Below are 13623 nucleotides of genomic sequence, written 5' to 3'. Positions count from 1 at the left end.
GGAGCCCCAGCACCCGTCCGGCGGCGCGGCACCGGAGACGGGGGCCGGGAGGTGGTGGGAGCCCTGTGTCCGTCCGGCGGTGCGGCGGGCCCCTCCGATCGCGTTACGCTAGATGGTCACCCCCATCAGCTCACGAAGGTTCGCGAGATGCCTGCCGAAACCGCCGTGTCGGTCTTCCCACAGCTCGAAGCTCTGCTCCCGCATGTGCAGAAGCCGATCCAGTACGTCGGCGGAGAACTCAACTCCACGGTCAAGCCCTGGGAGTCCTGTGACGTCCGCTGGGCCCTGATGTACCCCGACGCCTACGAGGTCGGCCTGCCCAACCAGGGCGTCATGATCCTCTACGAGGTGCTGAACGAGCGCGAGGGCGTCCTCGCCGAGCGCACGTACAGCGTCTGGCCGGACCTCGAGGAGCTGATGCGCGAGCACCGGGTCCCGCAGTTCACCGTGGACAGCCACCGCCCGGTGAAGGCCTTCGACGTGTTCGGCCTGTCCTTCTCCACGGAGCTGGGCTACACGAACATGCTGACCGCCCTGGACCTGGCCGGCATCCCCCTGGAGTCGAAGAACCGCACGCTCGACGACCCCATCGTCCTCGCGGGCGGCCACGCGGCCTTCAACCCCGAGCCGATCGCCGACTTCATCGACGCGGCGATCATCGGCGACGGCGAGCAGGCCGTGCTCGACATGACCGAGATCATCCGCGCCTGGAAGGCGGAGGGCCGCCCCGGAGGCCGCGAGGAGGTCCTCTTCCGCCTCGCGAGGACGGGCAGCGTCTACGTCCCGGCCTTCTACGACGTCGAGTACCTCCCCGACGGCCGCATCGGCCGTGTGGTCCCGAACAAGTCGGGCGTCCCGTGGCGCGTGTCCAAGCACACGGTGATGGACCTCGACGAGTGGCCCTACCCCAAGCAGCCCCTCGTGCCCCTGGCCGAGACGGTCCACGAGCGCATGTCCGTGGAGATCTTCCGCGGCTGCACCCGCGGCTGCCGCTTCTGCCAGGCGGGCATGATCACCCGCCCGGTGCGCGAGCGCTCGATCACGGGCATCGGCGAGATGGTCGAGAAGGGCCTGAAGGCGACGGGCTTCGAGGAGGTGGGCCTGCTGTCCCTCTCCTCGGCCGACCACTCGGAGATCGGCGACATCGCCAAGGGCCTGGCGGACCGCTACGAGGAAGACAAGATCGGCCTCTCCCTCCCCTCCACCCGCGTGGACGCCTTCAACGTCGACCTCGCCAACGAGCTGACCCGCAACGGCCGGCGCTCGGGCCTGACCTTCGCCCCCGAGGGCGGCTCCGAGCGCATGCGCAAGGTCATCAACAAGATGGTCTCGGAAGAGGACCTCATCCGGACCGTCTCCACCGCCTACGGCAACGGCTGGCGCCAGGTGAAGCTGTACTTCATGTGCGGCCTGCCGACGGAGACGGACGAGGACGTCATGCAGATCGCCGACATGGCGATGAACGTGATCGCCGAGGGCCGCAAGGTCTCCGGCCAGAACGACATCCGCTGCACGGTGTCCATCGGCGGCTTCGTCCCCAAGCCCCACACCCCCTTCCAGTGGGCGCCGCAGCTCTCCGCCGAGGACACGGACGCCCGCCTGGAGAAGCTCCGCGACAAGATCCGCGGCGACAAGAAGTACGGCCGCTCGATCGGCTTCCGCTACCACGACGGCAAGCCCGGCATCGTCGAGGGCCTGCTCTCCCGCGGCGACCGCCGCATCGGCTCCGTCATCCGCGCCGTCTACGAGGACGGCGGCCGCTTCGACGGCTGGCGCGAGCACTTCTCCTACGACCGCTGGATGGCCTGCGCCGACAAGGCACTGGCCCCCTTCGGCGTCGACGTCGACTGGTACACCACCCGCGAGCGCACCTACGAGGAGGTCCTCCCCTGGGACCACCTGGACTCGGGCCTCGACAAGGACTGGCTCTGGGAGGACTGGCAGGACTCCCTCGACGAGACAGAGGTCGAGGACTGCCGCTGGACCCCGTGCTTCGACTGCGGGGTGTGTCCGCAGATGGACACCAGCATCCAGATCGGCCCGACCGGCAAGAAGCTGCTGCCGCTGACGGTCAAGAACGCGGGTCCGACGCCGGCATCGAGCGGTCACTCTCACTGACGTGAGCGGGCCACTCGATCGGGTGATTGAGGCGTTGGCGGGAGCGAGCGAGGACGAGCTGACCGCGGTTTTGGCTGCGGTCGGCGTCCGGCTGCCTCGCCCGTCGGCGCCGCGGACGCCCGTTCGGACGCCGCTGCCGGCACCTGAGGCCTCGCTGCACATCGTTTCCGAGGTGGAGTGGGTCTGAGGCCCGGATCGGCTTCTGCGTGACATCCATGACCCTGCGAGCCCCCTTTCCTGGCTGGGAAGGGGGCTCGTCGGCGTTCGTCGGTCGGTGGGCCGACGGACTTGGTCCTAGGAGTTCAAGGTTCCTTCCTTCATCGAGGAGAGGCCGTCGGTGACGGCGAAGGCCGAGACCCACATGAACACCTCGAAGGCGAGGAAGAGGACCAGCAGGGTCCACAGCAGGATGCGGGCCCAGCGGGGAAGGCGGAAGGCGATGCGTCCGGGACCCTCGGGGGTGACGCGGTGACGCCACAGCCAGACCAGGATGCCGGCCCGGACGACCACCGAGATGCAGGACATCGCGAACTCGGCCGGGTGGCCCAGTCCGAAGGCCTGGTCGACGACGCGCAGGAACAGGTTCGGCAGGATGAACCAGGCGGCGGTGGTCCACTTGCGTGCGGTGGTCCACCAGGCCGACAGGGCCAGGGTGATGAACCCGAGCGCGGTGACGACCAGGATCGGGAAGTTCAGCGCGTCGGCGTGCGGCGCTGCGGTGAGCAGGCCCATCACCGAGCTGGCCGCGAGCAGTGCCACAACGGTGCGCGGGTTGCCGCGCCGCTGCTCGGGGTCGTCGTATGCGGCGTCCTCGCGTACGGCGGTGGCGGCGATGTCCTGGGGGTCGCCGAGTTCGGCGAGGATCCGGTCGAGTTCGCCGGGCCGTTCGGCCAGGGCGACGTCGATGTGCTCGGAGAGGTCGGACAGGAGTTCCCTGCGGCGCCCGGTGGGCAGGGCGGAGGCGGCGCGGTCGACGGCGGCCAGGTAGCGGCGTATCTCGGGGTGGGTGGCGGTGGTCTTCACTGTGCTCTCCGGTCGGCGTGCTGGTCGGGGGTGATGAGGCGGTCGACGGCCTGGGTGAACTCCGCCCAGACGAGGGCGAAGTCCGCGAGTGCGGTGCGGCCCTTGTCCGTCAGGGCGTAGTAGCGCCGCGGCGGGCCGCTGGGCGACTCGCTCCAGTCGGTCGTCACCAGTTCCTCGCGTCGCAACCGGGTCAGCAGCGGGTACACCGTGCCCTGGCTCGTCGCCAGTGCGCCGGTTTCCGCCAGCTCGCCCAGAAGCTCCGTGCCGTAGCGCGGACCGTCACGCAAAAGCGACAGCACGCAGTACTCAAGGACCCCCTTGCGGAGCTGGCTCAATGTTTTGCCAGGTTCCATGCAATGCATAGTAGATGGCAGTTGCATGTATCGCAAGGTGGTTCTGACCAGCGGCTCTTGGGTCGCACAGATGCAGCCGAAGTCTGGACCGGCACCACTTCTGCGAGGCGCGGAGGTAGTCGGCCCGGGCAGCCCCCGCACCTCGGATTGCCGAAGCGCGCCCTGGCGTCAGCGACTGGCACCAGCAGAAGCGAAGAGCAGCGGCTGACGACAGCCCTCAGCGGATGGGGTGTCCCGGCAGGAAGCCGAACGAGCCAGCGGTTGTCAGCGACCGGAGGGGCTGCGGGTTGCTCAGTGCCCGCAGATGGACACCCACATCCAGATCGGCCCTACTGGCAAGAAGTTGCTGCCGCTGACGGTGAAGAACGCTGGTCCGACGCCTGCCGCGAGCGGTCACTCTCACTGACGTGAGCGGGGCACTCGATCGGGTGATTGAGGCGTTGGCGGGGGTTAGCGAGGACGAGGTGACGGCCGCACTGTCCGCAGTCGGCGTCTCCGCCCCTCGCCCGCCGGTGTCGTCAGCACCCCTCCGGACGCCCCTGCCGGGTCCGGAGGCTTCGCTGCACATCGTTTCCGAGGTGGAGTGGGTCTGAAGGTCTGTAGCGGCTTTTGCATGACTGTGTGACTTTGCAAGCCCCCTTCCCTGACCGGGAAGGGGGCTTGTTGGCGCTGGACAGCGTGAGTCCCTGCACTCGGCGCTCGTGTATCTCACGTGGCTGACTTACGAGTTGCTTCCACCCCATCAAGGTGGCTCCCTCTGCTCTCCACGCGTGTCCCGGCCTTGGCCGGACGAAGCTGCTCATACATCATGCGCAGAGCACGTTCCTCCACTCGCCGCATCAGCCGCACTGTCCAAGCCATCCACGTACTGCTGACCTGCGACTGTTCAGGATGAAAGAGGCTCACTGGCAGGCACTCCAAAAATTGCCAGCCTGAGCCGGAGAGGGCGGCAGCGCTGTCAGTTCTGACACGTTGCCGCCCTCCAGCCGAACTCGATCCACATGCGCGTACGGTGATCCTGCCTGCTCAATGCCGGGCGCAGGCCACCGCTCGCAGCTGAGCCATTCGGTCTGGGTCAAGCCTCAGGTCGAACTCGACCAGGTGACCTGGATCCGAGAACCCGAACGCCGCATCCTGGCTGCCGACCACCCTCGCCGTATGCCCCTCGCCCAGACGGAGCCGTAGTCCGTCGACATACAGGTCGACTCCGCCTACCGAACGGTCCTGGGAAGATTCCTTGAACGACACGAGTGGAACACCTGAGTCGATGAGCACAGGCGCACTGGCGTTCAGCGAGGTGTCGAAGTTCTCCGGTTGACCGATGTCGATCAGGATGAGTTCAACCACCTCACCGCTTTCCCGGTGCGTCTTGACTTCGACCAGGGATGCTCCCGCGTCCAACACAATGGATTGTGGAGCTTCCCGCAGGTGAGAGTAACCCGACCATTGGACTGTCAAGGGGACGTATTCGTCTATCTCGACGAAATGCCTCACTTCGGGACTCACTCCCAGAATCTCAAACGGCACCTTCGATCACCCAAGCCTTCGCGCATGTTTCAACACTGGATTGTCCAGCACCGTCTTCCCTGGGACGATGATCAGTTCCCAGCCATGGCTGAGAACCCTCCGACCATACTGGATGCCCTGCCTGGTGGCGTCATCCACCGATCTGACAAGGGTGACCAGCATTTCCTCGGTCTTCATATTCCGAGAGAAGGAATTGTGCATGATCTCCTCAGCGATGTGTTTCGTCGCGTTGGGGTGCACCCAGATCTGGCGACCGGTAGCAGTCATCAGATTGAACGATCTAGGAAGGAGAGTGTTGGAGTAAGCAGGCTGAGTCGCCGCGATCCTGGACCACACGGAAGCGGTGGCGTACTCCACTCCCTCGAGGGCAAGGTGCTTTCCCCCTGAAACAGGGAACGGCACCATGCTCGCGTACAGACCGAAGTTGTAGGCCGACGGGCAGGTGGTCTGGGCTCCGCTGAAGTAGCTGAAGGTTCCGAAGGTGAATCCGTCGAGGAAACCGAGACTGGCTTGGCCAGACACGTTGATCAGGCCGCGGGTAGTGGTGTCCGACAGGTTCTTGGCGGCTTGGGCGGTAGGGGACTTGCCCGCTGTTTCGCGATCCTCCTTCGTACAGCTGTTGTTCCAGCCCCAGTTGCCGGTGAACATGTCCTTGAGCTGGGTAGTGACGCTGCACAGGCCGCTAGGGTCGGTGCGGCTGGTCGGCGCGTTCTCGACATACGCGTAAGGCTGGGTGTATGACGTGTCCTGCGCGGGGGCGTACGGATCTCGCGTGGTGAAGCGTCCTGTACCCGGGTCGTAGTTGCGGGCCCGTAGGTAATAGCCCGCGGTGCTGGTCGTGGGCTCCTTGTACTCGCCGGTGAAGGTGAACCGGTTGACCGGCGGGGTGGCCGCGATGTTGGTGGTGGTCAGCTCGCCGAATGCGGTGTAGTCGTACGCGGTTTGTGCGGCGCCTGCAGAGTCGGTGATGTCGGTCACGGAGCCGAGCAGGTCGTGGTGGTGGTAGAAGGGGCTTGAGCCGGCCGTTTCTCCTTGGATCTGGTCGAGGGAGTTGTATTGGTTGTCAGCGATGAGGCTCCCGGACCCGTTGGTCTCGGTTGCCACGCGCGGCAAACCGTCGTTGTAGTTGAGGTCCCATGTGGTGGTGCGCAGTGCTGTGCCGCTCTTTGTTGCCTTCGTTCGGAGGCCGTCGGCATCGTAGGTGAACCCGTACTGCGTGGAGCTGGTGGTGACACCGGTCAGGCGGTTGTCTGCGTCGTAGCCGAAGGTGGTGCTGCCGGCCTTGATCTGGTTGCCGTCCGGGTCGTAGTCGTATCCGGTAGTGGATGAGCCGGCACTCGTCTGGGTGAGGCGGTCGGCAGCGTCATAGCTGTATGTGGTGGTTGTGCCGCTGGCAGAAGTCCGGGTGGCCCGGTTTCCGACCTTGTCGTAGGTATAGGTGTCCGTGGCCTCACCGGCGGGGCATTCTGTGGTTTTGGTGGTGGAGGCACATTCGGTGAGCAGGCGGCCGACCTTGTCGTACGTGTAGTACGTGGACTTGGCGCTGCTTTTGCGGGTCGCATCAAGGCGCCAGGGCTGTCCGGTGGGGTCGAGCTCCTGATGCCAGGAGGAAAGGACACTGGTGCCCCTGGTGTTGCTGATGTCGGTCATCCGGCCGGCTTGGTCGTAGGACCGGATCTCCTGGTAGCCGTTGGCGGTGGGGAGCGTGACGCTTGAGAGCTGGCGGGCAGGGGTGTAGCCGTAGGTGGTTTTCAGCCCGTCGGTTGTGCTGGAGTCCCTGTCGCCGTCGGAGGTGTAGGTGAAGGTGGTGGCCCGCCCGTCGGGGTAGGTGCGCCCGGTGAGTTGACCCGCGTCGTCGTAGGTGTAACTGAAGCCCTTGGCCTGGCCCTGCGCGATGACCGATTTCAGGCGGCCTCCCGCGTAGTAGTCGAGCGTGCGGGTGCCTGTGGCGTCGGTGATGGTCTTCCGTGTGCCGTCTGCGTTGTAGGTGAGGGAAACGCTGGGTGTGCCGTCGGAGTACACCGTGGAGTTGGGCAAGTTGATGGCGTTGTAGGTGGTGGTCGCCACCGTGCCGCGAGCGTTGGTGACCTTCTCTCGGTTCCCGTCCGGATCGTAGTCGTAGCTGAGGGTGTGACTGAGCGGATCAGTGACTGTCTTCAGTCGGTGTGCGGCGTCGTAGTCGTAAGTGGTGGTGTGCTGGTTGTCGTCGGTGCGTGTCTTGACGTTGCCAGCGGTGTCGTAGGTGTACGTCGTGAGGCCGCCGTCCGCGGCGGTGACCGTCTTCAGCCGGCCAATATCGTCATATCCGTATCCCGTTTGATGCTGGTTGGCATCGCTGTGTTGACTGATCAGACCCCGGCTGTCGTATTCCGTGGTCTCGGTGTTGCCCAGAGGATCCGTGACAGTGGTCTTTCCGCCGGCCTCCGGGTAGCGGTATCGGGTGGTGTACGACTGGGGGTCGGCGCCTGCCGCGTAACCACGGGGGTCGGTTTCGCTGGTGAGCCGTCCATCATGGTCGTAGGTCCACGTCGTCTTGCGGCCGAGGGGGGTGGTCAGCGAGGTCTGGTTGCCGTCCTTGTCGTAACCGTATGTCGTGGTCTTGCTCAGTGGGTTGGTGACCGTTTCGACGAGGTCGGCTGCTGTGTAGGTGTATGTCGTCTTCTTGTTGAGGGGGTCGGTCACCTCAGTTGGATTGCCGTTGCCGTCATACTTTGTTGTGGTGGTGCTGCCCATGGGGTCGGTCAGTTGATACGGCTGATCGAAGGCGTCGTACTTGGTGACTGTCAGGGCTCCGGTGGGATCGACCACCTTGGTCAGGTTGCCGTTGCCGTCATAGCCGTACGTGGTCGTGTACTTTGCTGGGTCAGTTCCGGCGATATTTCCGCGAGGGGTCGTCACGGATGAGAGGCGGTTCTCGCCGTCGTATCCGTATGTGGTACGCCTACCGGTCTCGTCCACGACTGCGGCCTGATTGCCGCGGTCGTCATATTCCCAGGTTGAGGAACTGCCGTCGGGGTTTGTGACCTTCTTCGGATTGTTGGCCTTGTTGTACTCGTACGTGGCGGCCCGATTGAGCGCGTCCGTGACGGTCTTGACGTTGCCGTTTTCGTCATACTCGTAGGCGGTGGTGTGCTTCTCCGGATCGGTCACCTTCCACAAGCGCCCGTGCGAGTCGTAGTCGTAGCTCGTGGAGTACTTGGCCGGGTCTGTTCCCTCGAGGTTGCCGCGTGGTTCCGTCACCGTCTTGACACGGCCGGCGGCGTCGTAGCCGTAGGTGGTCTTGTTGCCCTCGGCAGTCGTCACCGATTTCACGAGTCCGGCGTCGGTATATTCGTAGTGAGTGACGCCACCGCCCGGTGCCGTTTCTGTCTCGACCTGGCCGTCAGCCGTATAGGTGAAAGCTGTGACCCCAGCCGGTCCCGTACGGGTCTTGATACGGTCACTGTTTCCGTCAAATGTGTACGTGGTGGTGTAGCCGCGTCCGTTGGCCACGGACTTGAGGCGGTTGGAGGAATCGAAGTCGAAAATCTCCGTAATGCCCTCTGTTACCTGGGTCTTCAGGTTGCCGCGCTCATCAAATGCCCGTGTCGTTTTGTTGGAGTTGCCGTCGTATTCGGCTGTGACGTTGAGGTTCTGGTCGTAGTCCCGGTTGTTGCTGCTGCCCGCGGGTCGATAATTGCGGACGAGGACACCGGCCTCGTAGACGTCGGTCCAGAGCCCGCCGCCCGGGTCTTTCATGGTCGATTTCCCCGAGCCTGCAGGCGCATTGGCGGTGGGTTGCCAGGTGAAGGCGTACGTGCCTCCGGAAGCGTCGACTTGCTGTTTGATGCGCCCAGTGGTCGCGTCGTAGGTGTTCTGCGTGACAGTGGTTCCCTTGGGGTCGACAACCGTCGTAAGCCGACCGGCGTCGTACGTGTACGTGGTCACGCCGCCATTGGTTCCGGTCACTGTTTTCAGCTGCCCGGCTTCGTAGCCGTAAGTCACCGTCGTGCCGCCCGGCATGGTGACCGACCTGAGCCGCCCAGAGGCCGCGTCGACGTCGAGTGTGGTCGCGCGCCCGGCAGCGTCCGTGATCTTGGCGAGCTTTCCCCCTGCATAGCCGAATGAAAGGCCATGCCCAGCACCGTCCAGCCAGCCGGTCAGCTGACCGGAGGTGTCAAAAACGCGACTGGTGTGGTCGATGTTGGTGACCGTGAAACCGTTGCTGGATTGCGCCAGGACATAGCGCACGGGCTTGGGTGCCGTGTAGGAGCCGTCACTTTGCTTGACGAAGCCGATCTTGGCGCCGTCGGCTTCGTTGAGTGTGACGGTGCCAGCTGTAACCGTGAGTTTGGCCTCGAAGGGCAGCTTCCAGCCTTTCCCGAGAAGGCTGGTGGTATCACTGGATGCCGATGAATACGAGCGGGACAAGGTGAGAGGAAGGCCCTTGCCCGGGACGACTGCGTCGGTGACGGTCTCCGTGACCGCGCCCGTCGCGGTGTTCACCGGATCGGCGATCCGCGTCTGGTACCAGCAGGTGCACAGGCCGGACAATCCGTCGCTGATGCCCGGCGTGTAGAGAGCCGGCGCTGCCGGACTGGTGGCTGTCGCTGTCCACTTCGTGGGCAGCCAGTATTCGCGGTAGGTCAGCCTCTCCTGGCCTGGCACCTTGTAGAAGTGATTTTTCATCTCGGTCGCGTACGACAATTTTGCGTAGTAGGCCGTGCCTGCCTTACCGACGAGCACACCGTCACGCAACGACCACAGGCACGTCTGCGGCGCTGCGCTGCCCATGCTCCACCGCAGGCACTGAGTACTGGTTTCTGCGCTGGTGGAAGTGTCCCTGCTGGTCAGTCGCGTCGCGACCAATTGGTTATCCGAAGCCCGATACAACTGCACACGCAGGATCAGCGGGAAAACGTTGGAAGCCTCCTGCCAATCTGCCCCCACATACCATGTGGTGCTCCCGGGCCGATAGTTCGGGTACACCTTGAGATTGCGTGGAGTATTCGCTTTCAGCGGCGTTGCTACGCCAGCGGGATCCAGCTGTGATTCGTCATTGACGATGTAGGTAGATCCCCATATGGCTCCTTCGAAATTAGAATCAGTCACGGTGGCTGCTGGAGCAGCCTTTCGTGAAAGCTTGAGCGTGCCGCGACCGGTCTTAATAGTGCTGGGCCCGTCACCGACCGTGCTGCTCAATGCTTTCTGGACGCGATTGTTGTGCCGTAATCCGGGGCGAAGCGTCGCCAGAAGCTCATCTCGATCCAACTGGTATCTTCGCTGTTTGACGGTCATCGCCCTCGCGGGCTTAAGCGGCTTCGATGTGCGCTTAGCGACGGGTGCTGAAACCTGGAGGATCGGATCGCTGTATCCACTCGGCATCGGCTGCATGGAATTGGCGTATAACAGTGCAATCAGGATCGTTATTGCAGCGAAGATGCTCACTATTCGAATCCGCATCGGAGCTAACCTTTCAGCATTGGGGCGAAAAATACCCAGGTTGCCAACAGGGAGATGTGATCTTGTCAGGTCCGCATGGGCTAATGTCAACCTCTCCCGCATCGGACACGCTGGATCTGGACACGCAGAGGACAGGCCGCGAACGCACTGAAAGCGCTGTAGAAGCTTACGCTCGCCCGGTTTGTGCATTCGGAATGAAAAATTCCACTGGCTTCATCGCTCGCGACAAGAGCCTGAATCACTGTGGTCCCGCGACACCAGTCCGGCGCGGGCCACGGAGGAGCGGGTCTGGTCAAGATGTCACCCGATCGTGCGGCAGACCCTCTGCCTGCACGAGTGATCCCAGACGGTGCCATGGCCGACCCCGTAGAGCAGGCCACTGGCAACGAGCCCTGGATATCTCATCGGTACCGTCACGGTTGGTGAACGTGAGCAGGCGCCTGTGCACTCATGGATTCCGCTACCCGCACCCCACACGGAAGGCGGCCGAGAAATGGCGAGCCCACACAGCCCGACGCATCCTCGGTGGGGAACCGAGACAGGAGGATGATCATGGGTGATCAGGAGTATGAAGAGCTTCCGACTGACCGAACGGTCACGCTGGAGGAGGCAATCGAGTTCAAGACAAGGACTGCAAGCAGTGTCGCAGCCAAGACGTGGCACTTTCAGGGAAACTTCGGAAGCGCGGCTGACTGCGCGACAGCGGCGAACAACCCTCCGCCGCAAGGGCCGGGTGAAGTAGTGATCGCCATGGGCAATGGAGTATTCCCCCTGTGGCTCTACTACTAGCAACTCCGGATTCAGTGGGCGTCAGCCGTGCGGTGATGGTGAGCTGCGTTAGTGATCGGGATCTTGTCCACCAGTCGCACGCCTGTGGCGCTGGGCGGGGGTCAGCGTGCGGCAAGCCGACGTACGCAGGCGGAGGCCTTGGGTGACTGGCGACTCGGTCCGTCACTGCGCCGTACCGGAGAGCTCCTTCCGGTGGACACGGGAGGAAGTCGACGGCAAGGCGCGCCTCAACAGTCCTGGAGAAATCCTGGAACAGCAGCGCGGCACCGCAGCCTCAGCGACTGCCCCGGCCCGTCGGCGTTCCTCAGAGTCCTCGGAGCGACCGGAATGACCGTTGTTGACCGGACTGGCTAGAGCTACGGATCAGAAGGCCGTAGCCTGGGCGGTCGGTGAGGTCGTCCGCACGGTAAAGGCCGCGACCCGGGGTGCGACAAGGGTCGGCTGCCTCACCACCACTCATGCCACTCTCGCGCCAGAACGGGCGGGTCCTTACGGGGACTCGAGGGCAACGACGGTGCAAGCACCGGACCTTGCTCCATGCCATGCTTCTGCAGCTCACGCCAGCAAATGCCTCGTCTCGCTCCTAAAACGGTGGTCGACAGGGCTTGGCGCGATTGCGGGTAACCGGCTGCCCGCAGATGGACACGGCCATACAAATCGGCCCGACCGGCAAGAAGTTGCTGCCGCTGACGGTCAAGAACGCGGGTCCGGCGCCGACTGCGAGTGGGCACTCGCACTGACGTGATGGGATCACGAGCCCCCTTTCCCGGCCGGGGAGGGGGGCTCGTCGGCGTTCGGGCGTGCGTGACGTCCGGTTCCTGGCCTGTCGTGGCCGAAGGCTGCCCGGCCCGGAGGTGCGCCGTCGGTTCGTCGACACGGTCGGCGCGGTGCCGCTTTCCGTGAGGCCGGCAGCAGTGCGTCCCAGATGTGTGGGCCGTCCGGGTGGCGGGCAGCGCGGTGTGGGCGAACCGGGGTGAAGCGCGGAAGCGAGCGGGTGAGGTGGACCTTAGCCTGGGCCGTAGGGGGATCTCAGTCGGCATCTGGAGCAGCGTGTGGCGAGGCCAGGGGCGTGGCTGTGGCTGGAAAGACGGAGGCGTCTGCTGCCGGCCGTCCTGCTGCTCCTGGCCGCGGTGATCGACTTCGTCACGCCGGAGGACGTCAGCGCCGCGGCCCTCTACGCGGCCGCGGTCCTGATGGCCGCGCCCCTGCTCTCCCTGCGCGGCACCATCGTCACCGGGGTGTGCGCGCTCCTTGTCGACCTGGCCATGTTCGTCCACTTCGGCCGCCACAGAAGCCCGCCCGAGGCCAGTGAGTTGACCATGGTCGCGACGGTGTCCGTGATCGCGGTCTTCCTCAATCGCCTGCTGTACCACCTTCAGGCCCAGCTGAGCTCCGCGCGCGACATCGCCGTCGCCGTCCAGCGGGCCGTGCTGCCCGATCCGCCGAAGGCGAGCGGTCCGCTTCGTTTCGCCGCGCGCTACGAAGCCGCGCAGGCGGACGCGCAGATCGGCGGGGACCTCTATGCCGTGGTGGACACCCCGTTCGGCGTGCGCTGCATGATCGGGGACGTGCGCGGCAAGGGGCTGGGCGCGGTCAGGGCCGTGGCGGCAAGCATCGGTACCTTCCGCGAGGCGGCCCTGCGGGAGCCCGGTCTGATCGAGCTCGTGGAGCGGCTGGAGCGGGCCGCCACCCGTGAGACCCAGCAGCCGGGCAGCGAGACCGAACTCGAAGGGTTCATCACGAGCGTGGTGGTGGAGTTCTCCCGCCGGAAAAGGGAAGTCCGTCTGGTCAACCGGGGCCACCCGGCACCCGTGCTGTTCCTGCCCGACGCCGTGCGGTACGTCGAGCCCAGCCGGCCGGCGCCGGCGCTGGGCATGGCCGCGCTGGCCCCCGGTCCGGAGCCCGTCGACACGTTGGCCTTCCCGGAAGGCGCGACCCTGCTGCTCTACACGGACGGTCTGACGGAAGCCCGTGACGAGAGGGGCGTCTTCTACGACCCGGTCGGCAGATTCGCCGGATCCCGGTACGCCTGCCCGGACGCCCTCCTCGACGCCGTGTTGGCCGACGTGCACCGGCACACCGGTGGACGGAGGGCCGACGACATGGCGCTGCTGGCCATCACCCATGCCCACGACAGTGCATGACCGCGTGCCCGCCGCGTGTCATGACGTGGTCGCGGGCAGCTCGGTGTCCGCGGACGGGCACCCACGTCCGGACCGGTCCCGCCGGCGAGAAGCTCCTGCCGCCGCCGACGGCCGGGAACGCGGGTCCGAACGGGTGTGGCCGTGAGCCCCTTCCCGCCCGGGAGGGGGCTCACGGCGCGGCTGTCGGCCGTACGACGACGGCGTACGCGCGGCACGCGGTGGGGCAC

General features: G+C 65.1%; 7 protein-coding genes. 3 read left to right on the top strand and 4 right to left on the bottom strand.

Features of this window, described 5'->3' with window-relative positions:
- The first annotated feature begins 147 nt into the window (after positions 1–147).
- Positions 148–2118, top strand: a complete 1971-nt coding sequence (locus ACICHK_RS14745; RefSeq protein WP_406837257.1) for a TIGR03960 family B12-binding radical SAM protein — start codon at positions 148–150, stop codon at positions 2116–2118.
- Between the two features lie 294 nt (positions 2119–2412).
- Here ACICHK_RS14745 and ACICHK_RS14740 read toward each other — a convergent pair whose 3' ends face one another.
- The 4 genes from ACICHK_RS14740 to ACICHK_RS14725 form a co-directional block, all read right to left on the bottom strand.
- Positions 2413–3141 (bottom strand): DUF1700 domain-containing protein, encoded by a 729-nt coding sequence (locus ACICHK_RS14740; RefSeq protein ID WP_406837256.1) that lies wholly within the window; start codon positions 3139–3141, stop codon positions 2413–2415.
- Positions 3138–3494, bottom strand: coding sequence for a PadR family transcriptional regulator (locus ACICHK_RS14735; RefSeq protein ID WP_406837255.1), 357 nt, complete (start codon positions 3492–3494; stop codon positions 3138–3140). The genes ACICHK_RS14740 and ACICHK_RS14735 overlap by 4 nt, the downstream gene beginning before the upstream one ends.
- Before the next feature lie 1026 nt (positions 3495–4520).
- A complete protein-coding gene (locus ACICHK_RS14730) occupies positions 4521–5000 on the bottom strand; it encodes a hypothetical protein (protein ID WP_406837254.1) in 480 nt (159 codons plus the stop codon).
- A 27-nt stretch (positions 5001–5027) separates the two neighbouring features.
- Complete coding sequence (locus ACICHK_RS14725; protein WP_406837253.1) at positions 5028–10448, bottom strand: DUF6531 domain-containing protein; 5421 nt, start codon at positions 10446–10448, stop codon at positions 5028–5030.
- Positions 10449–11015: 567 nt separating this feature from the next.
- On the opposite strand from ACICHK_RS14725, the gene ACICHK_RS14720 reads away from it, so the two are divergent.
- Together ACICHK_RS14720 and ACICHK_RS14715 are read left to right on the top strand one after the other, a co-directional pair.
- Positions 11016–11252: a hypothetical protein gene (locus ACICHK_RS14720; RefSeq protein WP_406837252.1), complete on the top strand. Its 237-nt coding sequence runs from the start codon at positions 11016–11018 to the stop codon at positions 11250–11252.
- A gap of 1052 nt (positions 11253–12304) precedes the next feature.
- Positions 12305–13396, top strand: a complete 1092-nt coding sequence (locus ACICHK_RS14715; RefSeq protein ID WP_406837251.1) for a PP2C family protein-serine/threonine phosphatase — start codon at positions 12305–12307, stop codon at positions 13394–13396.
- The last annotated feature ends 227 nt before the right edge of the window (positions 13397–13623 follow it).

The sequence above is a fragment of the Streptomyces sp. AHU1 genome (assembly GCF_045343905.1).
In the GTDB taxonomy this organism is placed as follows: domain Bacteria; phylum Actinomycetota; class Actinomycetes; order Streptomycetales; family Streptomycetaceae; genus Streptomyces; species Streptomyces triticiradicis.
This window is presented reverse-complemented; position numbering and strand designations above follow the sequence as displayed.